Genomic DNA, 25,431 nt, shown 5'->3' with positions numbered 1-25,431 from the left:
AGGTTCAGCCCGCCTTTTCCGGCAGGTGGAAGAAGTCGATGAAGCGGGCGAAGACGGTGCGGTCGCCCTCGATGCTCATGACCCCCTCGCCTTCCATCGACTCAAGCGGAACCTTGCCATAGACGGCGGCGGCCACGACCGGCGGGGCGGCGCGCACCACCACCTCGGCCTCCTCCGGCTCGCCGCGTCGGGCCTCGATCCGCCCCCCGGCCACGCTCACAACCATGCGGTCCTCGCCCAGGACAAAGCCCAGGATCATGGTCGCGTCCCCCGCGCGCGCCGGGTCGAACATGGTCTCGAATGACTGCATGATCGAGACCGCGCTGATCGGCAGGGTCGGGTCGTGCAGAGGCGAGCGCGCGGCCCAGCGGCCCAGCACCATGAAGACCGGCTTGATCTCATAGCCCCAGTCGGTCAGCTCATAGACCTGGACCGAGGCGGGCGGCGGCAGCTTGCGGCGCTGGACGATGCCCGAGGCCTCCAGACCTTCCAGCCGCTGCGTCAGGACGTTGGCGGATATGCCGCAGAGGTCTTTGCGCAGATCGCTGAAACGCCTCGGCCCCATCATGAGTTCTCGTATCACCAGCAAGGCCCAGCGCTCGCCGATCAGGTCGAGCCCGTGCGCCGCGCCGCAGGCGTCGTGGTAGCGGCGCGACCGGCCGACAGAGTCTTTAGTTATCTTTTCTAACTTCATGGTTGACTAACATAACACGGAGACGCAAGACTGCCACCATCAGAGAGGGAGAACGCCATGTCGAAGATGATCTTTATCAACCTGCCCGTGACCGACCTGCCCCGTTCGGTGGCCTTCTATGAGGCCGTGGGGGCGACGAAGAACCCGATGTTCTCGGACGACACCGCCGCCTGCCTGGTGTTCTCGGACACCATCCACGCCATGCTGCTGACCCACGAGAAGTTCTCCAGCTTCACCGACCGCGCCATCCCCGACGCCCACAAGACGGCCCAGGTGCTGATCTGCGTCTCGGAAGACAGCCGCGACGGCGTGGACGCCGTGATCGACCGCGCCGGCAGGGCTGGCGGCCAGGCCGACCCTAACGCCAAGCAGGACTACGGCTTCATGTACGGCCGCAGCTACGCCGATCCCGACGGCCACATCTGGGAGGTCATGTGGATGGACCCCGAAGCCGCCGCCGAGGGCCCCGAGGCCTTCGCCGCCCAGGTCGGAGGCGGCTGAGCCATGAGCGACCTGTTCGAACTGAGCGTCAGCCGCTTCATCAAGGCCTCGCCCGAGACGGTCTGGAAGGCCTTCACCCGGCACGGGACCGAATGGTTCACGCCCCGCCCCTGGACCACGCCCAAGGTCGAGTACGATCTGCGCCCCGGCGGGCGCGCCGACATCGTCATGCAGTCGCCCGAGGGCGAGCGGCACGAGTATCGCGGCGTGGTGCTGGAGGTGATCCCCGAGCGCCGCATCGTCACCACCGGCGCCATGACCGAGGGCTGGATCCCGCAGCCGGGCGAGATGAACTTCGTGCGCATCGACACGTTCGAACCCGAAGGTGATGGCACGCGTTACACCGCCCGCGCCCGCCACTGGGACGACAGGGCCATGCAGACCCACGCCCAGATGGGCTTCGAGCCCGGCTGGGGCGCCGCCGCCGATCAATTGGGCGAGGTCGCCGAGCGTCTGGCTTCACCGGAGACGGCGTCATGAGCGACAAGATCATCCCCTGCATCTGGTACGACCTGGGCCAGGCGAAGAAGGCGGCCGAGTTCTACGTCTCACTGGGTCTGCCCGACAGCCGCATCGATCGTGTGGCGGCCAGTCCCGCCGACAATCCGTCCAGCCCCGCAGGCTCCGAACTGGTGGTCGAGTTCACCCTGGCCGGGCGGCCCTATGTCGGCCTGAACGGCGGGCCGATGTTCCCGCAGACCGAGGCCGTCTCCTTCATGATCATGACCGATGATCAGGCCGAGACCGACCGCCTGTGGAACGCCATCGTCGGAAACGGCGGCGCCGAAAGCGACTGCGGCTGGTGCAAGGACCGCTGGGGCGTCAACTGGCAGATCACCCCGCGCCGCCTGATGGCCTTCTTCAGCGACCCCACCCCCGCCCGCGCCAAGGCGGCCTTCGAGGCCATGATGACGATGAAGAAGATCGACATCGCCGCCATCGAGGCCGCTGCTGACAAGATTGGGTGAACAGCCAAGCTAAGCCGCCCGCCCTGTCGTTTTCGACCAAGACACGATCACCGCCTGCTCCGACCATCCCCACCCGCCCCTCAAGCAGCGAGCCGCCGCGCGGCGAGCGATAGGGGCCAACAACAAAGAGGAGACCCCAAGATGGCCTATGTCACAGGCTTCCTGACCCCGGTGAAGGCCGAGAACAAGGACCGCTATATCGAGTCCGCCCGCAAGGCCTGGCCGCTGTTCCAGGGCTATGGCGCCACCGCCCAGGTGGAGAACTGGGGCGTCGACGTGCCCGACGGCAAGCTGACCAGCTTCCCCATGTCGGTGAAGTTGGAAGACGGCGAGGTCGTGGTCTTCTCCTGGCTGACCTGGCCCGACAAGAAGACCGCCGACGACGCCTGGGCCAAGATGCAGGAAGACCCCGCCATGGCGAACATGGACATGCCGTTCGACGGCAAGCGCATGATGTGGGGCGGCTTCGAGACCGTCTTCCAGAACTGACCGCCGCCCAATCCCAACCCAACCAAGGAGGCCCCATGCCCTTCCTAGACATCACCGTCATCCCGGTGCCTAACGCCAACAAGGCCGCCTATCTGGAGCATTCGGCCAAGGTCAGCCCCTTCTTCCGCGAGAAGGGCGCGACCGCCGTCACCGAAACCTGGGGCGAGGACGTGCCCGACGGCAAGCTGACCGACTTCAAGAAGGCCGTTCAGTTGCAGGCGAACGAAAGCGTGGCCGTCGGCTGGATCACCTGGCCGGACAAGGCCACACGCGACGCCGCCTGGGAGGCCCTGATGCAGGACGAACGCATGGCCGGCATGGACATGCCCTTCGACGGCAAGCGCATGATCTTCGCCGGCTTCGACCTGATCGCCGAAAACTGAGACCAAAGTAAAAAGGGCGGCTCTTGCGAGCCGCCCTATCTATTTCGTGGATCAGCTGTCCAGGAAGGACCGCAGCTTCCGCGACCGGCTCGGGTGCTTCAGCTTGCGCAGGGCCTTGGCCTCGATCTGACGGATGCGTTCGCGGGTCACGCTGAACTGCTGGCCGACTTCTTCCAGGGTGTGGTCGGTGTTCATGCCGATGCCGAAGCGCATCCGCAGGACGCGTTCCTCACGCGGGGTCAGCGAGGCCAGGACGCGGGTCGTGGTCTCGCGCAGGTTCGACTGGATGGCGGCGTCGATCGGCAGGACGGCGTTCTTGTCCTCGATGAAGTCGCCCAGGTGCGAGTCTTCCTCGTCGCCGATGGGGGTTTCCAGCGAGATCGGCTCCTTGGCGATCTTCAGGACCTTGCGCACCTTCTCCAGCGGCATGGCCAGCTTTTCGGCCAGTTCTTCCGGGGTCGGCTCGCGACCGATCTCGTGCAGCATCTGACGCGAGGTGCGGACGATCTTGTTGATCGTCTCGATCATGTGCACCGGGATGCGGATGGTCCGCGCCTGGTCGGCGATCGAACGCGTGATCGCCTGACGGATCCACCAGGTGGCGTAGGTCGAGAACTTGTAGCCGCGACGGTACTCGAACTTGTCGACCGCCTTCATCAGACCGATGTTGCCTTCCTGGATCAGGTCCAGGAACTGCAGACCGCGGTTGGTGTACTTCTTGGCGATCGAGATGACGAGGCGCAGGTTGGCCTCGACCATTTCCTTCTTGGCCTGACGGGCTTCGCGCTCGCCCTTCTGGACCGTCTGGACGATGCGGCGGTAGTCGTCGATCGGCAGGCCGGCCTCGGTCGCCACGGCGGCGATGTCAGCGCGGATCTTGGCGATCTGGGTCGCTTCATTGTCGCTGAACTTGGTCCAGCGCACGCCCATTTCCTTGATGCGTTCCGACCAGTTCGGATCCAGTTCCGAACCGAAGTAGGCCTTCAGGAACTCAGGGCGCGAAATGCCGTAGCTGTCGGCCAGACGCAGCAGGCGACCTTCCAGACCGATCAGACGCTTGTTGATCGCATAGAGCTGCTCGACCAGGGCCTCGATGCGGTTGTTGTTCAACTTCATCGTCTTCAGACGATCCGAGATCGTCTTCGTCAGGGTCTCGTAGGCCTTGTGGTCCTTGGCGTTCAGGACCTCGCCCTTCAGGCGGGCCTCGACCAGCTTGTCCTGCAGCTTGCGGAAGGCGCCGAAGTCGGCGGCGATCGCGTCCAGAACCTCCATGACGCCGTCGCGCAGCTCGGCTTCCAGGGCCGAGATCGACATGCCGCCGCCGTCATCGAAGTCGTCTTCGTCCTCGTCGTCGCTCTCAGGCTTTTCGGCCTCGCCCTCAGCCGGGGCCGCGCCCGGCAGGGCGGCGGGCGGCTGGTTGTGCGGCAGAGACGAAGGATTCAGGATGCCGTAGGTGGCGTCCAGGTCGATCACTTCGCGCAGCAGGATGCGGTTGTTGGCCAGTTCCTCGCGCCAGACCATGATGGCCTCAAAGGTCAGGGCGCTTTCGCACAGACCCGAGATCATGGCGTCGCGACCGGCTTCGATCCGCTTGGCGATGGCGATTTCGCCCTCGCGGCTCAGCAGTTCGACCGAACCCATTTCGCGCAGATACATGCGCACCGGGTCGTCCGTGCGGTCGTAGGCGGACTTGGCCGGGGCCTCGGCGACGGCCGTCTCGGCGGCGGCGGCCACATCGGTGCCGGTCGATTCCGCGGCGTCTTCCTCGGCCTCGACGACGTTGACGCCCATTTCCGACAGCATGGCCAGGGTGTCTTCGATGGCGTCCGGGGTCACTTCTTCGGACGGGAGGACCTTGTTCAGCTCCTCCATCGTGACATAGCCGCGCGCCTTGGCCTGCTTGATGAACTTCTTGACGCCGGCGTCCGTCAGATCGAGCAGGGGCCCGTCGGTATTGGCTTCGGTTTCCTGCGTCTCGGTCTGCGCGCTCATTCAGTCTGTCTCCACGACCGCTCGGGGGTGATCAGTCCCCTGCGGCGAAAATACAACGCCCGACAACTTCGTTGGTTACGAAGAAGCCGCGTCTTCCCAAATCGTTCCGGTCTTGATGGCCCGTCGCAATGCATCGCGCTCGGCTTTCACCAGGGTGAAGGCCGAGTTGTCGAACGCCTGATGGGCGCCCGACTTTGCTGACGCCAGCGCCTGCTCCAACGCCGCTACGCGGGTCAGAGCGTCGAACGCCTGCGACCACCGGATCCTCGCCTCGCCGAGGGGCTTGTCTGCAGCCAGGAATGGCGCGCCGGACTTTGCCGCCGCCTTCTCGACCTCGTGCATCAAGGCATCATGACCCGAGTGGGCCAGATGGCGTCGGATCGCGGCAGAGTCAAGGCTCTGGCCCGAAAACCGTAACCGGACCAGTTCCTGCGCCAGCCCGTCCAGCGCCGGGTCGCCGAATCCGTGCCGGGCGATGGCCTCCAGATGGTCGTCCATCCGCTCGGGATCATCGACCGCGCCATGGGCCAGGGCCGCCGCCACCGGCTCAATGGAGCGGAACAGGGCCTGCATGGCCTGGGCGCCCTCGGCCGTCTGGCCCAGCTTGGGCGGCGGACCGCGCCAGCGCCCGCCCGGACCGGGGCGTCCCCCGCCTTGCTGGAAGGCTTGGCCCTGCTGCTGTTGAGACTGACGCGGGAACAGGGCGTCGAAGCGCTCGAACAGGTCGCGCCGGTATTGCTCGGCCAGGTCCTTGTCCTGAATAGCCGAGGCCGCCTGACGCAGCCGCCCCTTCAGTCCCGCCTTGCGCTCGGGCGTGTCCAGCGGCTCGGCCTCGGCCTCCCGGCGGAACAGGACCTCGATGAAGGGGCGGGTCTCGCTGAGGGCATGACGCAGGGCCGGCGCCCCCTTGTCGCGCAGGATGTCGTCCGGGTCCTGACCCGCCTCCAGCAGGGCGAAACGGAAGGACCGGCCCGATTTCAGCAACGGCAGCGACCGCTCGATCGAGCGATAGGCGGCCCGCAGCCCCGCCGCGTCGCCGTCAAAGCAGAGCACCGGCTCGGCTGAAACCCGCCACAGCCGCTCCATCTGCTCCTCGGTCAGGGCCGTGCCCATCGGCGCGACGGCTGGCAGGCCCGCGCGCTGACAGGCGATGACGTCCATATAGCCTTCGACGACGATGATGCCCTGCTCGCCCCGGCTCTCGGCCCCCAGGATGCGGCGCGCCTCGGGCAGGCCGTAGAGGGTGGCGCCCTTGTGAAACAGCGGGCTTTCCGGCCCGTTCAGATACTTGGCCCGGTCGTCGGGGTTCATGGCCCGCCCGCCGAAGCTGACGATCCGACCGCGCGCGTCCAGGATGGGGAACATCAGCCGGTCGCGGAACCGGTCATAGGGCGCACCGCCGCTGTCGGGCGAAATCAGCATCCCCGCCTCGACCAGATCGCCGGGCCGCGCCCCGCGCTGGATCAGGGCGTTCTTCAGGCCTTCGCGGTCGTTGGGGGCATAGCCCAGGCCGAAACGCTCCCACTGGTCCTCGGGCAGGCCGCGCTTTTCCAGATATTCGCGCGCCGCCTTGCCGACCGAGCGGCGCAGATTGGCGGCGAACCATTTCTGGGCCAGGTCCATCCAGTCGGTCAGGCCCTGCTTCCTGGCCTCGCGCTCGGCCGATTGCGGGTCCTCGGCGGGAAGTTGCATCCCCGCCTCGCCCGCCAGCCGCTGCACCGCCTCGACGAAGCTGAGCCGCTCAGTCTCCTGCAGAAAGCTGATGATGTCGCCGTGCTTGCCGGAACTGAAGTCGTGGAAGAAGCCCTTGTCGTCATTGACGAAGAAGCTGGGCGACCGCTCCTTGGAGAAGGGGCTGAGGCCCACATACTCGCGTCCCTGACGCTTGAGCTTCACCGTCCGCCCGATCACGTCGGACGGCCGAAGGCGGGCCTTCAGTTCTTCAAGGAAACGATCGTCGAAACGCACGTCTTCAGACACTCCGGCGCGACGACGAGGGGAAGGGCCGCCGCGTCGTCAGACATGGCCATCCCCGGTTGTGTTTTCCACAGCCTGTGAAGATCGAGGAGAACCGCGCCACTTGCGGACGCAAGCCTACTTCCACGCCTCGCCGGTGCGCCCCAGCGCGTAGCCCAGGTCATAGACGGCCTGCATCGAGGCCTGATTGAAATCCAGGCTGTTGGCGCCGTCGAAATCCTCGGGGATGGCGGCGACGTGGAACTCAAGACCATTGCGGCTGGCGAAGGCGCGGTTGGCGGCGATGGTGGCGCGCAGCTGGCCGCCCAGAACCGCGTCCAGACTGCGGGTCAGCACCGGGATGGCGGCGTCGCGGGTGACGGCAAAGCGTGGCGCATCCTTGCCGTTGACTACGACATGGATGCGCGCGCCTTGAAACACCCCGGCCACATCGTCCCAATTCCACATGATCTGCGGCAGGGCCACGAAAGGGTTCATCACCCCGCCGTCTACGTGCATTTCCTCGAACACCGCGCCCTGCCCCTGCGAGCGGATCATGACCGGCGGAAAGGCGCCGGGAATGCTGGCCGAGGCGATCAGGACGTCGCGGAACAGCGACAGGGCTTCCGGTCCGCCGCGCTCGGCGATGGCGCCCATGTTCCAGATTACGCCGCGCTGGGCGTCCAGATCCGTGGTGGCGACCAGCAGCAACCGCCCCTTGGCGTGTTCGGCGGCGACCTCGGCCAGCAGGGCCTCATCGACATTGCTTTCGACCAGTTGGCGCAGCGGCTCGCCACTGAACACGCCCGATCCGACCAGAGCCCGCACGCCCCGGCTTTTCAGCAAGCCGGTCGCCTGACCTCCGGTATAGGCCTCCTTGAGACGCTCATCCCAACGCGGGCCGAGGAAGACGAAGGGCGCCGCCAAAGCCCCGGTCGACACCCCCGTCACCACTTCGAAATCAGGCCTCGCGCCGCTGGCGGTCCAGCCATTGATCAGACCGGCGGTGAAGGCGCCATTGGCCCCGCCGCCCGACAGGGCGATCAGGTCGAAGTGGCCGTCCGGCCCCTTGGGCACACCCTCGCCGAGTTGCTGTTCGATCTTCTGCGCCGCCGCTTCGTCCTCGATGGAGAAGCGGACATTGGGAAAGCCCACGGGCGAGGCCGCCTCGCGCTCGTTCAGGCCGAAGTCGCTGCGCGCCCCGCTGGCGCAGGCCGACAACAACAGACCGGCGCCGAGGACGGCCGCGACCGTCCGCATCAGGCTGAAACCCATGTGGATCCTCCAAGATCCAGCACCATAGGCTCAATCCATGACAGGTGAGAAAGCTCCTCGCGCGAAAAACCGCGTTAGGATTACATTAACCAAGAAGGCCGCCACCGCCCCGTCATCGTCCGAATGCGGACCCAATCCGGCGCGACAACAGAACTGTCCACACCCTGTGGATTGATTTGATTTCGGATGCTTCTGATGTTCATCGCCCGTTCGGCGGTGGAGCCCCAAGGCCTCGACGCCGTCGCCGTCCCCGGCTCTCCCGCTATCCCGCGCCTTTCGCCCCGGGCCCTGCACGCCCGCCTGCTGGAGAACGCCGCCGCGCGCCGCCGCCGCGGGTTGGAGCGCAGGCTGGCTCGCCGCGCCGACGACGCCGCCTACTGGATCTCGGCTGCGCCCATGGCGGTGCAAAAGGCCTGCGCCCTGCGCCTGGCGGACTTCGCCGCCCTGCCCTGAGACCGGGACGCGACAAAGCTCGACCTTGGTCTAGGGGCCCCGGACCCTTTCGCACCTGACGAGTTTACAGAAATATTCAGAGATCGGGCGCAGACCGACAGAACATTCCTATCCGAGTTCTAGATGCCTGACGCCGATCATCCCCACGCCGCCTTCCTTCGCCCTATTCTGGAAGTGATGGCGGAGCGATTGGGCGGCGCGGTCATCCTGCACGCCGCCCCGAGCGGCGAAGTGCTGATGGTCACGGGCGGCGTGCCCGGGCTGGCGATTTGCGACCCGATCGGCGCCCGGCCCGCCGACTACGCCGACCGCTTCCAGGTTTTCGCCCAGGACGGCTCGATCGCCCGAATCGAGGATCTGCCGGTGGTTCGGACGATGGCCTCGGGGAATGCGATCACAGATGAGGTCTGGCTGCTGGGCGGCGCCGCGGGTCCTGTGCCGGTCTTCGTCGATTCCTACCCGCTCAAGAGCGACGACGGCGCGGTCATCGGCGTGATCGCCACCGCGACCGATCCCAAGCGATGGGCCACGCGCGCCGAGCGGCTGAAGCAATCGATCTCGCTGCGCGACCGGTTCGTCGGAGGCTGAGCTTCAGCGCAGCTCCGGCAGGCGCCGCATCAGCGAATCGCGCAGCTTGCGCCGGCGTTCCGCCGAGGATTTCGGACGAACCCGTTCGCGCCGCTCCATGCCCCCGCCCCAGCGCTCGTGCATGGCGGCGGCCAGCGCCGGATGCCGATCATGCTGGTGGACGATGGGACTGACGCCGCCATCAGGGTTGACGATGCGGCCGTCGACGGCGCGCAGGTCCTCGCTCGGCGTCAGGCCCAGGGTCGCCACGCGGCCATAGTTGGAGATGATCTCGCCTTCGATCAGGCCCAGATGGACAGCCATGTTGCAGGCCGCCTGATCCGCGCCGAAGGCCCCGCCGATCTCGGAGCGTGGCACGGCGGCCAACATCAGCAAGGTCCGGCAGAAGCGCATCATGGCGTCGCGCGGTCCCATCACCGTGCCGACGCAGAGGCAGGGCTTGTCGGCCAGGGCGCGCGCCACCGCGTCGCCGCCGACGCCGCGCAGATACTTCATGTTGAAGGCATGGTCGGCCAGAACGCCGTCGGCGTATTCGTTGAAGAACTCCAGACCTTGCGGCTGGGGCTCGAACGGCGGGGCCTGGAAGACCACGTCGCGCACGTCGGTCAGCAGGACATTGCGCGCCTGGGGGCGTTCGCTCATCAGGCGGTCAAAGGCGGCGAAACGCGCCACCACCGGATGCGGGACCCAGGTCTCGACCGTCATCGGCGCCACGGCCTCGATGCGGTTGTCCGCCAGGAAGGCCAGCAGGTCAGGGTCCTGATCCACGACCAAGACCACCGCACCGTCGAACACCGCCCGCAACGAGCGCACGAACGGGGCCACGTCAGCGGCGTCATAGCCGGTGGCGTAGCCCAGGATCAGATCGCCCGCCGCCCCGGAAACCCCGGCCCCACGCTCGCCCAGTATCGCCCCGGCGAGCCAGTCCAGATAGGCCGACTTCGCCGCAGGCGCCGTCATCCTCAGGCCTTCATCGCGTCGGCGAAGCGGTTGAACAGGTACAGGCTGTCGATCGGACCCGACGAGGCTTCAGGGTGGTGCTGGACGCTGAACACCGGCTTGTCCTTCAGGGCGATGCCGCAGTTGGTGCCGTCGAACAGCGAGACGTGGGTCTCGACCACCGTGTCCGGCAGGCTGTCGCGGTCGACGGTGAACTCGTGGTTCATCGACACGATCTCGACCTTGCCCGTGGTCAGGTCCTTGACCGGGTGGTTGGCGCCGTGGTGGCCCTGCTCCATCTTCATGGTCTTGGCGCCCAGGGCGATGGCCAGCATCTGGTGGCCCAGGCAGATGCCCATAACGGGCTTGCCGCTGGCGACCAGCTTCTGGATTTCCGGCACGGCGTAGACGCCGGTCGCGGCCGGGTCGCCCGGACCGTTCGACAGGACCACGCCGTCCGGGTTGCGCGCCAGGATGGCCTCGGCCGTCGTGTCGGCCGGCACCACGGTGATCTTCAGGCCCGTCGACGCCAGGGCGCGCAGAATATTGCGCTTCACGCCATAGTCGATGACCACCACCGACTTGTCGCCAGCGACAGGCTGGGCGTAGCCGGTCGGCCAGTCCCAGGCGCCCTCGGTCCATTCGAAGGCCTGGGTCGTCGAGGCGTCCTTGGCCAGGTCGAGGCCGACCAGACCCTTCCAGTCACGCGCTTGGGCGACCAGGGCGTCAAGGTCGAACTGACCTTCGGGGTTGTGGGCGATGACGGCGTGCGGCGCGCCCTTGTCGCGGATGATCTTGGTCAGGGCGCGCGTATCAATGCCGGCCAGACCGACCACGCCCCGCGTCTTCATCCAGGCGTCAAGGCTGCCGTTGGCGCGCCAGTTGGCGGGTTCCGTCGGCACATCGCGGAAGATGGCGCCGCGGGCCGCGCGCTCGGGCGCGCCGCCGATCTGCTCCACGTCTTCCAGGTTCACGCCGACATTGCCGACGTGAGGGAAGGTGAAGGCCAGGATCTGGCTCATGTAGGAGGGGTCGGTCAGAATTTCCTGATAGCCCGTCATCGAGGTGTTGAAGACCACCTCGCCGAGAGCCGAACCAACCGCGCCGACGCCGATCCCCTGCAGGATGGTGCCGTCAGCGAGCGCGAGGACGCCAGTGGCGCCGGACAGAATCTGGGTCGTCATGGCGCAGGCTCCTAACAATGAATACGGGCAGACAAACGGCGGCGTCACTAAAGAGATGCCGGGGCGGGGTCAACCGCCCATGGACCTTTAGATCTTCTGGGATTTGCGCACCCAGACCCAGGCCAGGCTGGTCAGGGCGAAGAATCCGACGCTGGGCAGGATATAGCCGCCCGCCGCCGCCGCGACCGCGAAGGCCGAGAAGACCACGCCGACCACGGCGAGAGCCCGCCACCCGGTCTTGGTCGTCAGTTTCCACAGCGTCATCGAGCACAGAGCGTAGAGGCAGAGCGTCAGCACCGAGGTGACGCCGATCAGGACGCCGAACTGCTGACCCAGGGTCGGCTGGGCGCTGGCGATGACCATGGCGCTCATGACGACGCAGTTGAGGATGGGGTTGCTCAGCGGGGTCTTGCCCTTCTGCGCCCCGCCGAACCAGCGCGGCATCCAGCCGGCCTCGGCCGCGCCGCGCGAGGTCTCGCCCGCCAGCATGGTCCAGCCGGCGATGGTGCCCAGCACCTTGATCACGGCGCAGGCCGCGACAAGCCCGGCCACGGACGAGCCCATGACCCGCGCCACCAGATCGGCATAGGGGCTGGTCGAATGGACCAGGACATCAGCCGGAATGACGCCGAAGACGGCGATGCTGGCCGCGACATAGACGATAAAGGCGAGGGCGACGCCGCCCAGCGAGGCGCGACCCACGTCCACCGACGGGTTCTTCACCAGACTGGACAGGGCCGCGGCGCTCTCGACGCCCAGGAAGGCCCAGAAGATGATGGCCAGCGAGGCCGGAACCGTCTTCAGCAGGGGCTGATCGCCCGGGCTCCACGACGCCGCGAAGGTGTCGCCGCTGAAGGCCATGGCCCCGGCGATAATGGCCAGGACGATCGGGATGAGGCCGAGGCCCAGCGTAATGGCCCCGAACCGCGCGGCGGTCTTGGCGCCCGAGGCGTAGGCCGCCGTCGTCAGCCAGATCAGGGCCAGGTTGCTGACCGCCGCCCACAAAGGCTCCTTCAGCGCCGGAATGAAGAAGGCCAGATAACCGGTGCCCGCCACGGCGAGCGCCACATTGCCCGCCAGACAGGCGGCCCAGTAGGCCAGCCCCGTCTGATAGCCGATGAAGCGGCCCATGCCGCGCCGGGTGAAGTCCGACAGACCATCGGCGTCCGGCTGCATCCGGCCCAGACCGCCGAACACCAGGGCAAGCGTGACGGCCCCCAGACCGCAGATCAGCCAGCCGATGATGCTGCTGCTGCCCGTCGGCGCCAGGGTCGCGGGCAGCAGATAGACGCCCGAACCGATCATGTTGCCGGCCACAACGAGGGCGGCGAGCGCCCATCCGATGCGGTGCGGCGGGTCAGGCAGGATTTCCGTCTGGGTCATCTGCGCCGCATAGACCGAAATGTCGCACCCGTCGCGTGATATCGCGTCGGGCTTCCGCTAGAAGCCGCCGAAGATTCTGGAGCCTCCCCCATGACCATCACCACGGTCGGCCTCGATGCCGACGACACCCTCTGGCACAACGAGACCATCTTCCGCCTGAGCCAGAAGCGGTTCGTGGACTTGCTGGCCGACCACGCCGACGAGCCGGTGATGATGGGGCGTCTGGCCGAGGTCGAGCGGCGCAACCTGCGGCTCTACGGCTACGGCGTGAAGGGCTTCACCCTGTCGATGCTGGAGACGGCCATGGAGCTGTGCGACGGCGCCGCCCCGCCCCACATCATCCGCGAGATCCTGGCCGCCGGTCGCGAGATGCTGGCCCACCCGGTCGAGACCCTGCCCGGCGTCGACGAGGTTCTGGCCGAACTGTCCGAGAAGTACCGCCTGGTCCTGATCACCAAGGGCGACCTGATGGATCAGGAGCGCAAGCTGGCGGCGTCGGGCCTGGGCGACCTGTTCGCCGCCGTCGAGATCGTGTCCGAGAAGGACCGCTCCACCTATGACCGCGTCTTCGCCCGCCACGGCACCGGCGCGGCCGAGGCCGTCATGGCCGGCAACTCGATGAAGTCCGACGTCCTGCCCGCCATCGAGGCCGGCGCCTTCGCCGCCCACATCCCCTATGAGATCACCTGGGCCCACGAACTGGCCGACGCGCCCGAAGGCCACCCCCGCTACGTCAGCCTCAGCCGCATCGGCGAACTGCCCGACTGGATCGCTGCGATCGACCGCGCCGATTGAATCCACAAGCGCCTTATTCCGGCCCTTGCCCCCCCGGCCCCTCGTCTCTAAACGGACCGCTTAACCGACAACCTGAACGGATCGGTCGCGGGGGCTCGCCCTGCGTCCGGTTTCTTCGCGCGCGTGGAGCCCGCCGCTGACCAGCCATGAGGAAAAGGATGCTATGGTGCGCGCTGCTCTGGCCGAGCAGGGCGACAGCGGGATCACCCCGCGCCATACGCTGTTCTATTTCTATGGTGACGGCGACCACGGCGACCTCAACGAGGTGGCTCGCCGCGCCGGGTTTCTGACACGGGGCCAGGACGACATGACCGTTCTGGAGACGACCATAGCGGTCGACGAGGCGTCGTTTTCGCCTGTGTCGGCCATGATGCAATCCTGGGCCGCGGCCTTCCAGCTCGATTACGACGGCTGGGAGTGCACGGTCGTGACGAACTGAGTAGACGCCGATGCCCAAGCGCACAGACATCCAGTCCATCCTGATCATCGGCGCCGGCCCGATCGTCATCGGCCAGGCGTGTGAGTTCGATTATTCCGGCGTTCAGGCCTGCAAGGCGCTGAAGGCCGAGGGTTACCGGGTCATCCTGGTCAACTCGAACCCCGCCACCATCATGACCGACCCGGAGGTGGCCGACGCCACCTATATCGAGCCGATCACCCCGGACATCGTCGAGAAGATCATCGCCAAGGAGCGCCCCGACGCGCTGCTGCCGACCATGGGCGGCCAGACCGCGCTGAACACGGCCCTGGCCCTGAACGCCTCGGGCGCCCTGGCCAAGTACGGCGTCGAGATGATCGGCGCCAAGGCCGAGGTCATCGACAAGGCCGAGGACCGTCAGAAGTTCCGCGACGCCATGGACAAGCTAGGCCTGGAATCGCCCCGCTCGCGCGCCATCCACCACATTGAAGAAGCCGACGAGGCCCTGGCCTTCGTCGGTCTGCCCGCCATCATCCGCCCCAGCTTCACCCTGGCCGGCACCGGCGGCGGCATCGCCTACAACATCGAGGAATTCCACGAGATCGTGGAGCGCGGCCTGGACCTGTCGCCGACCACCGAAGTGCTGATCGAAGAGTCGGTGCTGGGCTGGAAGGAATACGAGATGGAGGTCGTCCGCGACACGGCGGACAACTGCATCATCATCTGCTCCATCGAGAACGTGGACCCGATGGGCGTCCACACCGGCGACAGCATCACCGTCGCCCCGGCCCTGACGCTGACCGACAAAGAATATCAGCTGATGCGCACGGGCTCGATCAACGTCCTGCGCGAGATCGGCGTCGAGACCGGCGGCTCGAACGTCCAGTGGGCGATCAACCCGGCCGACGGCCGCATGGTCGTCATCGAGATGAACCCGCGCGTGTCGCGCTCCTCGGCCCTGGCCTCCAAGGCCACCGGCTTCCCCATCGCCAAGGTCGCCGCCCGTCTGGCCGTCGGCTACACCCTGGACGAACTGCAGAACGACATCACGCAAGTCACCCCGGCCTCGTTCGAGCCGAGCATCGACTACGTCGTCACCAAGATCCCGCGCTTCGCCTTCGAGAAGTATCCGGGTTCGGAACCACACCTGACCACGGCCATGAAGTCGGTCGGCGAGGTCATGGCCATCGGCCGCACCTTCCAGGAGTCGATGCAGAAGGCCCTGCGCGGTCTGGAAACCGGCCTGAACGGATTTGACGACATCGAGATCGAAGGCGTGACCGGCGCAGAAGACGACGCCGCCATCAAGGCCGCCGTCATCCGCGCCCTGGGCAACCCGACGCCGGACCGCATCCGCGTCATCGCCCAGGCCTTCCGCCACGGCCTGACGGTCGAGGAAGTCCACGCCGCCTGCTCCTATGAGCCCTGGTTCCTGCGTCAGATCGCCGACCTGATCCGCACCGAGGGCCATGTCCGCGTTCAGGGCCTGCCCACGACCGAGATCGACTTCCGCAAGCTGAAGGCCAAGGGCTTCTCCGACGCCCGTCTGGCCGAGCTGACCGGCACGACCGAAGCCGCCGTCCGCGCCGCCCGTCGTGCCCTGAGCGTCCGTCCGGTGTTCAAGCGCATCGACACCTGCGCCGCCGAGTTCGCCTCGGCCACGGCCTATATGTATTCGACCTATGAAACCGGTGCCCTGGGCCAAGTCCCCGAGTGCGAGGCGGCGCCGTCGGACAGGAAGAAGGCCATCATTCTCGGCGGCGGCCCCAACCGCATCGGTCAGGGCATCGAGTTCGACTACTGCTGCTGTCACGCGGCCTTCGCCTTTGCGGACATCGGCGTCGAGTCGATCATGGTCAACTGCAACCCGGAAACCGTCTCGACCGACTACGACACTTCCGACCGCCTCTATTTCGAGCCCCTGACGGGCGAGGACGTTCTGGAGCTGATCGATGTCGAACGCTCCAAGGGCGACCTGATCGGCGTGGTCGTGCAGTTCGGCGGCCAGACCCCGCTGAAGCTGGCCCATGCCCTGCAAGAAGACGGCGTGCCGATCCTGGGCACCAGCGTCGACAGCATCGACCTGGCCGAGGACCGCGAGCGCTTCCAGCAGATGCTGCAAGCCATCGGCCTGCAGCAGCCGCCGAACGGCCTGGCCCGCAGCGCCGAGGAAGCCGCGCAGAAGGCTGAGGAAGTCGGCTATCCCGTCGTCCTGCGCCCCTCCTATGTGCTGGGCGGCCGCGGCATGATGATCGTCCACGACCGCGAGCAGCTGGACCGCTACGTCCATGAGGCCATGCGCGTCTCGGGCGACGATCCGGTCCTGATCGACCACTATCTGAACCGCGCCACCGAAGTCGACGTCGACGCCCTGTGCGACGACGAAGACGTCTTCGTCGCCGGCGTGCTGGAACACATCGAGGAAGCCGGCGTCCACTCGGGCGACAGCGCCTGCTCCATGCCGCCCTTCTCGCTGCGCCCGGAGATCGTCACCGAGCTGAAGCGTCAGACCACCGCCATGGCCAAGGCCCTGAAGGTGCGCGGCCTGATGAACGTGCAGTTCGCCATCGAGGAGCCGCACAGCGACAACCCGCGCATCTTCGTGCTGGAAGTGAACCCGCGCGCCAGCCGCACGGCGCCCTTCGTGGCCAAGACCATCGGCCAGCCGATCGCCGCCATCGCCGCCAAGGTCATGGCCGGCGAGAAGCTGTCCTCCTTCGGCCTGGTCGACCACGACCTGGACCACATCGCGGTCAAGGAAGCCGTCTTCCCGTTCGCCCGCTTCGCCGGGGTCGACACCATCCTGGGCCCGGAAATGCGCTCGACCGGCGAGGTCATGGGCCTGGACTGGAAGCGTGACGGCGAGGCCGATCTGGCCCCCGCCTTCGCCCGCGCTTTCGCCAAGTCGCAGATCGGCGGCGGCACCGTCCTGCCGACCGAAGGCTGCGCCTTCGTTTCGGTCAAGGACGCCGACAAGCCCTTCATCCTGGAGGCGGTGAAGTCACTGCTGGCCCAGGGCTTCTCGGTCGTCGCCACCTCGGGCACTCACGACTATCTGGCGTCGCAGGGCGTCGAGGTCGGTCTGGTCAAGAAGGTGCTGGAGGGCCGCCCCAACATCGTCGACGCCATGAAGAACGGCGAGATCCAGTTGGTCTTCAACACCACGGACGGCAAGCAGGCCCTGGCCGACAGCTTCTCCATCCGCCGCACCGCCCTGATGATGAAGATCCCCTACTACACCACCGCCGCCGGTTCGCTGGCCGCGGCCCAGGGCATCGCCGCCATCCGCGCCGGTGAACTGGATGTCCGCCCGGTGCAGTCCTACAATTGAGTCACGGCCCAGTCGTGAAAATCAGCCCCCGGCGTTCCGACGCCGGGGGCTTCTTTCATTCTGACCCGGCGGTCTCGATGACCAGAACCCGCGCCACGCCGAGCGGATGGGCCACATGCGCCTCTCCCTCCGCGATATGCAGGATGTCGCCGGGCTGCATGTGCACGCTGGTCTGGACGCCGTCCTTGCGAATCCGCATCTCGACCTCGCCGTCGAGGACGACAAAGACCTCCGGGCCGTCATTGACGTGCCAGCGATAGGGATGGTCCGTCCAATGCAACTCGACCGTGGTCGAGCCTGCGAACCTTTCGATGGGCAGCGCCCCCCAGGCCCGATCGGCCACGAACTCTTTTGCTTTCACCAACTGCATGGGTCTCTCCTTCTCCTCGAGAAATCTCATGATCGAGGGGGCGGACGCACCTTGCGGAACGACGGATTGTGCATGCACATCGCGGTATGAGTCCGGACATCGACCCCACCAACGCCAAGATCCTCGCCCTGCTGCGCGCCGATGCCCGCATGAGCGTGAGCGCCATCGGCAAGAGCGTCCACCTGTCGCGTCAGGCCGTGCAGGACAGGATCAACCGCATGGAGCAGAGCGGCGTCATCCGGGGCTACCGCGCCGAGGTGTCGGAGGCCGCGGGCTCGGTTCAGGCTGTGCTGACCGTCAAGATCGCCGACCGCCCCTGCGCGCCCGCCCTGGAATGGCTGGCGGCGCTGAGCGGCGTCACCTCGGTCATGTCGGTGAGCGGGGACAGCGACGCCGTCGCCCTGGTCAGCCTGCCGTCGCTGGACGCCCTCTCGCAGTTGAACGACGCCGTGGCGACCAGCCCCCTGATCAGCGCGAAGCAAAGCCAGATCGTCCTGCGTCGATACTAGGCCATGATCGACCTGATCCTGCTGCTCCTGCTGGCCGGCAATCTGATCGCCTTCTGCCTGTTCTGGTTCGACAAGGCGCAGGCGTGGGCCGGCGGCTGGCGCATCTCCGAACGCGCCTTGCTGCTGGCGGTCGCCTATGGCGGCCTGGGCGCCTGGATGGGTCAGCACATCCTGCGTCACAAGACCCGCAAGCAGCCCTTCGCAACCTGGCTGGGTCTGATCTTCAGCCTCTATGTCCTCGTCCTGCTGACCGCCGTCGCCCTCGTGATCCGGAACCCGTTAAGCGTCTGACCCTTGCCGCCCCCCGCGAAAGGCATAAGGTCGCCGCAGGGATCAGGGGGACATCATGAAAAAACTGACGATCACGGCCGTGCTGGCGACGGTTCTGGCGGCGGGCGCCGCGCCGGCTCTGGCGCACGACGCGGGACTGAGGGCGGCGGTCAAGGCGGACTACGACGCCAACCTCGGCGCCCTGTTCGACCACTTCCACCGCAACCCGGAACTGTCCGGCATGGAGGTCCAAACCGCCGCCCGCATGGCCCAGGAGCTGCGCGCCCTCGGCTATGAGGTCACCACCGGCGTCGGCGGCACGGGCGTGGTCGCGGTGCTGAAGAACGGCGCCGGGCCGACCGTCATGATCCGCGCCGACATGGACGGCCTGCCGCTGGCCGAGACCTCGGGTCTCGCCAACGCCTCGACCGCCCGTCAGGTCGACAGCGACGGTGTCGAGAAGCCCGTCATGCACGCCTGCGGCCACGACGTGCACATCACCGCCCTGGTCGGCACCGCCCGCCAAATGGCGGCGCGCAAGGGCAACTGGTCCGGCACCCTCGTCCTGATCGCCCAGCCGGCCGAGGAGCGCATCTTCGGCGCCCGGGCCATGGTCAACGACGGCCTCTACACCCGCTTCCCCAAGCCGGACTACGCCCTGGCCTTCCACGTCTCGGCCGACACCCCGACGGGCAAGATCGAGGCGCCGCTGGGCATCACCTCGTCCAGTTCTGACAGCGTGGACATCACCGTGCACGGCGTCGGCACCCATGGGGCATCGCCGCATCTGGGCGTCGATCCGGTGCTGGTCGCGTCGCAGATCGTGGTGTCGCTGCAGTCGCTGCGCAGCCGTGAAACCAATCCGCTGGACGGGGCCGTGGTCACCGTCGGCGCCATCCGCGGCGGCATCAAGCACAACATCATCTCCGACCGCGTGGACATGCAGCTGACGGTGCGCGCCGACAGCCCCGAGGTGCGGACCCAGCTTCTGGACGGCATCGACCGCATCAGCCGGAACACCGCCCTGGCCCTCGGCGTGCCCGAGGACAAGCTGCCGACCGTGACCCGTTCGGCGCTGGAAAACACCCCGCCCACCATCAACGACGCCGCCACCGCCGCCCGCGTCCGCGCCGCCTTCGCCGCCGGACTGGGCGAGGAGGTGCTGATCGACAAGCCGCGCGGCGGCATGGGGGCCGAGGACTTCGCCTATTTCGTCACCCCCGAAAGCGGGGTGAAGGGCGTCTATTTCAGCGTCGGCGGCACCCCCGCCGATCAGGTGGACGCCGCCCCCGGCCACCATTCGCCCCTGTTCCGCATCACGCCGGAACCGGCCGTCACCCTCGGCGTCGAGGGCTCGGTCCTGGCCGCCGAAGCCCTGATGCCCAAAGGCTGAGGGGGTCGCCATGATCGTCGTCCACCACCTGAACAACTCCCGTTCGCAGCGTGTGCTGTGGTTGCTGGAAGAGTTGGGCCTGCCCTATGAGATCAAGCGCTATCAGCGCGACCCGGCCACCATGTTGGCGCCGCGTGAACTGAAGGCGGTCCATCCCCTGGGCAAGTCGCCGGTGCTGGACGACGGCGACGTCCGCGTGGCCGAGACCGGCGCCATCATCGAATACCTGCTGGACACCTATGACCTCGAGAGCCGCCTGCGTCCGGCGCGCGGCACGGCGGACGGACGGCGCTTCACCTACTGGCTGCACTATGCCGAGGGCTCAGCCATGCCGCCGCTGCTGCTGAAGCTGGTGTTCAGCCAGTTGCCGAAACGCGCGCCCGGTCTGGTCCGTCCCCTGATCAACGGCATCGCGGCCAAGGCGCAGGCCAGCTTCATCGATCCCCAGTTGAAGGCCCATGCCGACTGGCAGGAGAAGGAACTGGCCGCCACCGGCTGGTTCGCCGGAGCGCATTTCAGCGCCGCCGACATCATGATGAGTTTCCCGCTGGAGGCCGCCGCCAGTCGAGCCGTCGATCTGGCCGCCTATCCCAACATCGCGCGCTTCCTGCAGACGACCCACGCCCGTTCGGCCTGGAAACGCGCCCTGGAGCGCGGCGGAGACTACGCCTACGCCTGAGGTCGGCGTTCGTCGATCACGGCTGCGCGAGGCTGAAACCCCGCCGGGGCGATGGCGTTTACGCCCCCATGCGCCTGTGCGTCATTTCCCTTGTCGCGGCCCTCGCCGCCTCGGTCTGTCTGGTCATCGCCTTCATCGCGGCGGGCGTGGGGGTGATCTCGGACCTGTTCGTCCTGGTCGCAGGCGGAGCCTTGGGGCTGATAGCCTGGACCACCCTGCGACGCTGGCGGGGTCGGGAACGGGGGCGTCGCCCGATGCGGCTTGAGCCGTAACGCCGCAGCTTGGCGGTGCGCCCGTCGTCCTACTTGAGTTTGGCGAACAGGCGCCCTACCCTCTTTGGCCGATCACGCGCGCCCCGTGATCGTGACTGTGCTGATTACCGTCTCTCCTTAGTCTCCGGGCGAAACAAGAAACTCACGACACAATGGAAAAAGTGCCGATGACGGCCGAGGGCTACCGTGTCCTCGACGAACAACTGAAGCAATTGAAGCAGGTCGAAAGGCCGAGCGTCATCGCGGCCATCTCCGAGGCGCGCGAGCACGGCGACCTGTCTGAAAACGCCGAGTATCACGCCGCCAAGGAACGTCAGGGCTGGATCGAGGGCTCGATCGCCGAGATCGAGGACAAGCTGTCGCGCGCCCAGGTCATCGACGTGACCAAGCTGTCGGGCAGCCAGGTCAAGTTCGGCGCCACCGTCACCTTCGTGGACGAGGACACCGAGGAAGAAGGCGTCTACCAGATCGTCGGCGAACACGAGGCCGACGTGAAGCTGGGCAAGATCTCCATCGCCTCGCCGATCGCCCGCGCCCTGATTTCGAAAGAGGTCGGCGACGTGGTCGAGGTCAACACGCCTGGCGGCGTGAAGGCCTATGAGATCCTCAAGGTCGAGTGGAAGTAAGCTCTCCTCTCCACGAGGACGCCACAGGGGCGCGCGGTTCCGCCGCGCGCCCTCTGTCCATCTGGGCGGTGTCCGACGGCCGGACCGGCATCCAGAACCAGGCTTTGGGCCTGGCCGAGGCGGTCGCCCGCCTGACCCCCGCCGATATCGACATGCAGCACATTCGCTGGCGCCCGGCCTTCGACCGCTGGCCGTCGGGGCTGAAGATTCCCGCCATGCTAGCGCCGGGGTCGTTCGATCCGCGCACGGTCGCGCGATGGCCGGATCTGTGGATCGCCACCGGCCGCGCCAGCCTGCCCCTGTCCGCCCGCGTGCGCGACTGGAGCGGCGGCAGGACCTTCACGGTCCAGACCCAGGACCCGCGCTGGAAGAACAGCGCCTACGATCTGATCGTCGCCCCAGCCCATGACGACCTGTCCGGCGACAACGTCTTCGAGATCATCGGCTCGCCCCACCGCATCACGCCTCAAAGGCTGGCCGAGGCCGCCCCGGCCTTCGCCGACCGCATCGACGCCCTGCCGCACCCGCGCGTCACGGTCATGATCGGCGGCAAGTCGAAAGCCTTTGACCTGTCCGAGGCCCACGCGGCCGTTCTGGCCGACCGCATCAAGACGGCGGTCGAGGCCGCAGGCGGTTCTCTGCTGCTGACCTTCTCGCGCCGCACGCCGCAGACCGCTCAAGCGATCATGACCGAGCGCCTGTCGGCTCTGCCCGGCTGGATCTGGGACGGGAGCGGCGACAACCCCCTGTTCGCCATGCTGGACGCCGCCGACCACGTCCTGGTCACCGAGGACAGCGCCAATATGGCCACCGAGGCCGCCTCCACCGGCAAGCCGGTCCACATCCTGCCCATGATCCCGCTGAAGCCCGCCGGCAAGTTCGCCCGGCTGCACGCCGACCTCGCCGCCCACGGCGCGGCGCGGCCCTTCGACGGCACGCTGGACAGTTGGTCCTACACCCCGCTCAACGAGACCGAACGCGCGGCCAAGGCAGTGCTGGAGGCCATGGCGGCTCGGGGCTGATCCTCAGCCCAGCGAAAGCCTCGCCAAATTCTGGTCGCCCCGACGGCACTCCGGCCCCGGCTCGGCGCGGATCGTGACGCCCGCCGCCGTCAGTTGAGCGCGGAAGGCCTCGCCCGCATTCGGCTGTGCCTCCTGACTTTCAGCCCCCGCGACGCCCGGCGCGGGGCGGCAGTCGCGCACCGCCGGGCTGGCCCGCCAGCGCGTCAGGGCCCAGACCGCCCGCGTCCTTGCGCCCGCATCACCCAGATCGACCACGGACAGTTCCTGAACCGGCGGCGTGACCCAGACATCCACGCCTTCGAAGCGCCCCCGCAGCCCCGCCTCCAGGGCATAGGCGCTGGCCAGATCCAGCCCGGCGTCGGGCCGTAGCAGGACGATGGCGCGCCGTCCCTCGGCGTCCACCATGACCGCGTCGGTAGCGAATGGCACGGCGTCGGACAGGCGGGTGCGCAGGGTCGCCGTAGGGTCCGCCGCCGAGCCGGTGCTGGCCTGAACCGCGCGCGCGGCGGCTTGGGGATCGGCGACCACGATCTGATCCAGGGTTGCCGTCACCGGCGTATGCAGGGCCGCCGACAGCCGGTCCTGCAGCTGTTTTTGCGCATCCGGCACCAGCCTTCGCGTGCTGACCAGGGTCGAGACAGTGACCCCCTTGCCCTCGCTGCGGGCGTCCAGAAGGGTGACGCGCGAATCCGCCCCGGCGAAGATGTCGGTCACCGCCGTCCGCGTCTCCGCCGTGGCCTGGCTCTCCAGCCCGATGGCCCGCAGAGAGATCACCAGCGGGATCGACAGCAGGACGAAGACCGCCAGCACGGCGATCCCCCGCCACGGCGAAGGCCGCTCCATCAGCCGGGGCCGAAAGCCATAGAAGCCCGCCGTCAGCGTCGCCGCCAGAGCGATAGCCAGCAGGTTGGTCATGAACAGATAGAAGGCCCCCACCGAGATCGACAGGTCCCCGGTGCCGATGCCGAAGCCGACGGTGGCCACTGGCGGCATCAGGGCGGTGGCGATGGCCACGCCGATGATGGTCTCGCCGCGCTGGCGGATCACCGCATAGGCCCCCGCCACCCCTGAAAAGATCGCGATCAGCAGATCGAAGAAGTTGGGCCGCGTTCGCGCCAGAATCTCGCTGGTCGGCTCCTTCAACGGCGACAACAGGGTCAGCAGGACAGCCACGGTCAGGGCCACCGCCATGCCGACCACCAGGGCGGTCAGCGACTGCTTCAACCGGTTCCAGTCCAGCAGGGCCAGCGAGAAGCCCAGGGCCACGATCGGCCCCATCATCGGCGACACCAGCATGGCCCCGATGACCACGGCGGGCGACGACAGCATCAAGCCCAGGGCCGCGATGGCCGCCGAGATCACCGTCATCATCAGATAGCGGCCGCTCAAGCCGCCGTTGTCGTAGACCGAGGCCTCGACCGCGTCCCGATCCACGCCCCGCCGCGCGGCGGCCAGAAGACGGCGGACATAGCTGCGCGTTTCACGTACCGGATCGGCGGCTGAAGTCATGGCATCACCCTGTTCCTTGAAGGAGCATGGGCCTCCATGACGACGTGCGTCAATCGCCCCCGCCGCCCCCGTCAGACCCGCCGCAGTCCATGCTCGGCGCGCAGTGGCTGCTACTGGATGTCGAAGCCCCGCTGTCCACTGCCATCGGGGAACCGTCAGCCGCCTTCCTGTTGTTCTGCACCTTCATATTGCCGAACCCCATGAGGGCCACGCCCAGCCCTGCCCCCACCGCGACGCCCAGTGAAAGCCCCAGCGCCAGATTGTCGATGGCTGTGCCGAACGCCACGCCGACAGCCAGCCCGACGCCGATGCCGATGCCGATCGGCAGAAAGGCCGCGCTCTTGTTGCTCATGATCAAATCCCCTCCATGGAAATGACAAGCTAGCATCGCGCATCGCACGACTCGCGCCTAAATAGGCGTCATGAGCACGCCCCGCACTGTCCGCCTCGCCGTCATCGGTTCCGGTCCCGCCGGCTGGACCGCCGCCATCTACGCCGCCCGCGCCTCGCTGAACCCGGTGGTCATCGCCGGTCTGCAACCCGGCGGTCAGCTGACCATCACCACGGATGTCGAGAACTATCCCGGCTTCGCCGAGACCATCCAGGGTCCCTGGCTGATGGAGCAGATGCAGGCCCAGGCCGTGCACGTCGGCACCGAGGTCATCCACGACATCGTCGTCAAGGCCGACCTGTCGCAGCGCCCCTTCCGCCTGACGCTGGATTCGGGCGCGGAACTGTTGGCTGAAACCGTGGTCATCTCGACCGGCGCCCAGGCCAAGTGGCTGGGGCTGGAATCCGAGGCCGACTATCAGGGCTTCGGCGTCTCGGCCTGCGCCACCTGCGACGGCTTCTTCTATCGCGGCAAGCAGGTCGTGGTCGTCGGCGGCGGCAACACCGCGGTCGAGGAAGCCCTGTTCCTGACCAACTTCGCCGAGAAGGTCACGGTCATCCACCGCAAGGCCGAGTTCCGCGCCGAGAAGATCCTGCAGGACCGCCTGTTCGCCCATCCCAAGATCGAAGTGATCTGGGACGTGACGGTCGATGAAATCCTCGGCGTCGTCGACGGCGTGGCCCGCAACGTCACGGGCGTGCGCCTCAAGAACGTCAAGACCGGCGACCTGTCGGAAATCCCCGCCGACGGCGTCTTCATCGCCATCGGCCACGCCCCGTCGTCGGAACTGTTCAAGGGTCAGCTGGAGATCAACTCGGGCGGCTATCTGCGGGTCAAGCCGGGTACGGCCTCGACCGCCATCGAGGGCGTCTACGCCGCCGGCGACGTCACCGACGACGTCTATCGCCAGGCCGTCACCGCCGCCGGCATGGGCTGCATGGCCGCCCTGGAGGCCGCCCGCTTCCTCGCCGAGGAAGATCACAAGGCCGCCCACAACCCCATCAGCCACGCCGAAGCTGAGAAGATCGGCGCCTGGTGATT

At 67.3% G+C, this 25,431-nt stretch carries 28 protein-coding genes; 18 read left to right on the top strand and 10 right to left on the bottom strand.

Annotation, left to right across the window (positions count from 1 at the left end; genetic code table 11):
* Positions 1–4: 4 nt before the first annotated feature.
* On the bottom strand, positions 5–694 hold the full coding sequence (locus ACIQTU_RS03580) for a winged helix-turn-helix transcriptional regulator (protein WP_400542428.1): 690 nt from the start codon (positions 692–694) through the stop codon (positions 5–7).
* Between the two features lie 57 nt (positions 695–751).
* Here ACIQTU_RS03580 and ACIQTU_RS03575 point away from each other — a divergent pair, with 57 nt between their 5' ends.
* The 5 genes from ACIQTU_RS03575 (at position 752) to ACIQTU_RS03555 (ending at position 3,035) form a co-directional block, all read left to right on the top strand.
* Positions 752–1,195 carry a VOC family protein gene (locus ACIQTU_RS03575; RefSeq protein ID WP_400542425.1) on the top strand — a complete coding sequence of 148 codons (444 nt, stop codon included), beginning with the start codon at positions 752–754 and terminating at the stop codon, positions 1,193–1,195.
* Positions 1,196–1,198: 3 nt separating this feature from the next.
* Positions 1,199–1,675, top strand: coding sequence for an SRPBCC family protein (locus ACIQTU_RS03570; protein WP_400542422.1), 477 nt, complete (start codon positions 1,199–1,201; stop codon positions 1,673–1,675).
* Positions 1,672–2,163 carry a VOC family protein gene (locus ACIQTU_RS03565; RefSeq protein WP_400542419.1) on the top strand — a complete coding sequence of 164 codons (492 nt, stop codon included), beginning with the start codon at positions 1,672–1,674 and terminating at the stop codon, positions 2,161–2,163. The genes ACIQTU_RS03570 and ACIQTU_RS03565 overlap by 4 nt, the downstream gene beginning before the upstream one ends.
* Positions 2,164–2,304: 141 nt before the next feature.
* Positions 2,305–2,652, top strand: coding sequence for a DUF1428 domain-containing protein (locus tag ACIQTU_RS03560; protein ID WP_400542416.1), 348 nt, complete (start codon positions 2,305–2,307; stop codon positions 2,650–2,652).
* Positions 2,653–2,687: 35 nt separating this feature from the next.
* Complete coding sequence (locus tag ACIQTU_RS03555) at positions 2,688–3,035, top strand: DUF1428 domain-containing protein (RefSeq protein WP_400542413.1); 348 nt, start codon at positions 2,688–2,690, stop codon at positions 3,033–3,035.
* 51 nt (positions 3,036–3,086) lie between these two features.
* Here the strand turns inward: ACIQTU_RS03555 and rpoD are convergent, their stop codons facing one another.
* The 3 genes from rpoD to ACIQTU_RS03540 form a co-directional block, all read right to left on the bottom strand.
* Entirely contained in the window at positions 3,087–5,027 is a 1,941-nt protein-coding gene (gene rpoD / locus ACIQTU_RS03550; RefSeq protein WP_400542410.1) for an RNA polymerase sigma factor RpoD, read from the bottom strand.
* 75 nt (positions 5,028–5,102) lie between these two features.
* Positions 5,103–6,995 (bottom strand): DNA primase, encoded by a 1,893-nt coding sequence (dnaG, locus tag ACIQTU_RS03545; RefSeq protein WP_400542407.1) that lies wholly within the window; start codon positions 6,993–6,995, stop codon positions 5,103–5,105.
* Positions 6,996–7,121: 126 nt separating this feature from the next.
* Positions 7,122–8,258 (bottom strand): patatin-like phospholipase family protein, encoded by a 1,137-nt coding sequence (locus ACIQTU_RS03540; protein ID WP_400542404.1) that lies wholly within the window; start codon positions 8,256–8,258, stop codon positions 7,122–7,124.
* Positions 8,259–8,453: 195 nt separating this feature from the next.
* On the opposite strand from ACIQTU_RS03540, the gene ACIQTU_RS03535 reads away from it, so the two are divergent.
* Both ACIQTU_RS03535 and ACIQTU_RS03530 read left to right on the top strand, forming a co-directional pair.
* The gene (locus ACIQTU_RS03535) at positions 8,454–8,711 is read left to right on the top strand and encodes a hypothetical protein (protein WP_400542401.1); all 258 of its coding nucleotides are present in this window, start codon (positions 8,454–8,456) and stop codon (positions 8,709–8,711) included.
* 123 nt (positions 8,712–8,834) lie between these two features.
* Positions 8,835–9,299: a hypothetical protein gene (locus tag ACIQTU_RS03530; protein ID WP_400542398.1), complete on the top strand. Its 465-nt coding sequence runs from the start codon at positions 8,835–8,837 to the stop codon at positions 9,297–9,299.
* A 3-nt stretch (positions 9,300–9,302) separates the two neighbouring features.
* On the opposite strand, the gene ACIQTU_RS03525 is transcribed toward ACIQTU_RS03530, so the two are convergent.
* The 3 genes from ACIQTU_RS03525 to ACIQTU_RS03515 all read right to left on the bottom strand — a co-directional run bounded on the left by ACIQTU_RS03525 (position 9,303) and on the right by ACIQTU_RS03515 (position 12,805).
* Complete coding sequence (locus ACIQTU_RS03525) at positions 9,303–10,259, bottom strand: hypothetical protein (RefSeq protein ID WP_400542395.1); 957 nt, start codon at positions 10,257–10,259, stop codon at positions 9,303–9,305.
* 2 nt (positions 10,260–10,261) lie between these two features.
* Positions 10,262–11,422 carry a glutamine-hydrolyzing carbamoyl-phosphate synthase small subunit gene (carA, locus tag ACIQTU_RS03520; protein WP_400542392.1) on the bottom strand — a complete coding sequence of 387 codons (1,161 nt, stop codon included), beginning with the start codon at positions 11,420–11,422 and terminating at the stop codon, positions 10,262–10,264.
* A gap of 87 nt (positions 11,423–11,509) precedes the next feature.
* Entirely contained in the window at positions 11,510–12,805 is a 1,296-nt protein-coding gene (locus tag ACIQTU_RS03515; protein ID WP_400542389.1) for an amino acid permease, read from the bottom strand.
* A gap of 90 nt (positions 12,806–12,895) precedes the next feature.
* Here ACIQTU_RS03515 and ACIQTU_RS03510 point away from each other — a divergent pair, with 90 nt between their 5' ends.
* From ACIQTU_RS03510 to carB, 3 genes are all read left to right on the top strand, one after another.
* Positions 12,896–13,600: an HAD family hydrolase gene (locus ACIQTU_RS03510; RefSeq protein WP_400542386.1), complete on the top strand. Its 705-nt coding sequence runs from the start codon at positions 12,896–12,898 to the stop codon at positions 13,598–13,600.
* Positions 13,601–13,763: 163 nt separating this feature from the next.
* Entirely contained in the window at positions 13,764–14,039 is a 276-nt protein-coding gene (locus ACIQTU_RS03505; RefSeq protein ID WP_400542383.1) for a hypothetical protein, read from the top strand.
* A 10-nt stretch (positions 14,040–14,049) separates the two neighbouring features.
* Positions 14,050–17,349 carry a carbamoyl-phosphate synthase large subunit gene (gene carB / locus ACIQTU_RS03500; protein ID WP_400542380.1) on the top strand — a complete coding sequence of 1,100 codons (3,300 nt, stop codon included), beginning with the start codon at positions 14,050–14,052 and terminating at the stop codon, positions 17,347–17,349.
* Positions 17,350–17,404: 55 nt separating this feature from the next.
* On the opposite strand, the gene ACIQTU_RS03495 is transcribed toward carB, so the two are convergent.
* Positions 17,405–17,719, bottom strand: coding sequence for a cupin (locus ACIQTU_RS03495; RefSeq protein WP_400542377.1), 315 nt, complete (start codon positions 17,717–17,719; stop codon positions 17,405–17,407).
* An 86-nt stretch (positions 17,720–17,805) separates the two neighbouring features.
* Between ACIQTU_RS03495 and ACIQTU_RS03490 the strand changes: the two genes are divergently transcribed.
* From ACIQTU_RS03490 to ACIQTU_RS03460, 7 genes are all read left to right on the top strand, one after another.
* On the top strand, positions 17,806–18,228 hold the full coding sequence (locus ACIQTU_RS03490; RefSeq protein ID WP_400542374.1) for an Lrp/AsnC family transcriptional regulator: 423 nt from the start codon (positions 17,806–17,808) through the stop codon (positions 18,226–18,228).
* A gap of 3 nt (positions 18,229–18,231) precedes the next feature.
* A complete protein-coding gene (locus tag ACIQTU_RS03485) occupies positions 18,232–18,519 on the top strand; it encodes a DUF1294 domain-containing protein (protein WP_400542371.1) in 288 nt (95 codons plus the stop codon).
* 55 nt (positions 18,520–18,574) lie between these two features.
* Positions 18,575–19,891: an amidohydrolase gene (locus ACIQTU_RS03480; protein ID WP_400542368.1), complete on the top strand. Its 1,317-nt coding sequence runs from the start codon at positions 18,575–18,577 to the stop codon at positions 19,889–19,891.
* Between the two features lie 10 nt (positions 19,892–19,901).
* Positions 19,902–20,570: a glutathione S-transferase gene (locus tag ACIQTU_RS03475; protein WP_400542365.1), complete on the top strand. Its 669-nt coding sequence runs from the start codon at positions 19,902–19,904 to the stop codon at positions 20,568–20,570.
* Between the two features lie 68 nt (positions 20,571–20,638).
* Complete coding sequence (locus ACIQTU_RS03470) at positions 20,639–20,842, top strand: hypothetical protein (RefSeq protein ID WP_400542362.1); 204 nt, start codon at positions 20,639–20,641, stop codon at positions 20,840–20,842.
* Positions 20,843–20,994: 152 nt separating this feature from the next.
* Positions 20,995–21,468: a transcription elongation factor GreA gene (gene greA, locus ACIQTU_RS03465; RefSeq protein ID WP_400542359.1), complete on the top strand. Its 474-nt coding sequence runs from the start codon at positions 20,995–20,997 to the stop codon at positions 21,466–21,468.
* Complete coding sequence (locus ACIQTU_RS03460; RefSeq protein ID WP_400542356.1) at positions 21,459–22,490, top strand: mitochondrial fission ELM1 family protein; 1,032 nt, start codon at positions 21,459–21,461, stop codon at positions 22,488–22,490. Before greA ends, ACIQTU_RS03460 begins: the two co-directional genes overlap by 10 nt.
* A 3-nt stretch (positions 22,491–22,493) precedes the next feature.
* On the opposite strand, the gene ACIQTU_RS03455 is transcribed toward ACIQTU_RS03460, so the two are convergent.
* Together ACIQTU_RS03455 and ACIQTU_RS03450 are read right to left on the bottom strand one after the other, a co-directional pair.
* Positions 22,494–23,999 carry a DUF389 domain-containing protein gene (locus ACIQTU_RS03455; RefSeq protein WP_400542353.1) on the bottom strand — a complete coding sequence of 502 codons (1,506 nt, stop codon included), beginning with the start codon at positions 23,997–23,999 and terminating at the stop codon, positions 22,494–22,496.
* A 49-nt stretch (positions 24,000–24,048) separates the two neighbouring features.
* Positions 24,049–24,351, bottom strand: a complete 303-nt coding sequence (locus ACIQTU_RS03450; protein ID WP_400542350.1) for a hypothetical protein — start codon at positions 24,349–24,351, stop codon at positions 24,049–24,051.
* Between the two features lie 70 nt (positions 24,352–24,421).
* Here ACIQTU_RS03450 and trxB point away from each other — a divergent pair, with 70 nt between their 5' ends.
* Positions 24,422–25,429, top strand: a complete 1,008-nt coding sequence (gene trxB / locus ACIQTU_RS03445; protein WP_400542347.1) for a thioredoxin-disulfide reductase — start codon at positions 24,422–24,424, stop codon at positions 25,427–25,429.
* Positions 25,430–25,431 lie beyond the last annotated feature (2 nt).

The organism is Brevundimonas sp. NPDC090276, from assembly GCF_044772165.1.
Taxonomy (GTDB): domain Bacteria; phylum Pseudomonadota; class Alphaproteobacteria; order Caulobacterales; family Caulobacteraceae; genus Brevundimonas.
Note: the sequence above shows the minus strand (reverse complement) of the source record. Positions and strands in the feature narration are given on the sequence as shown.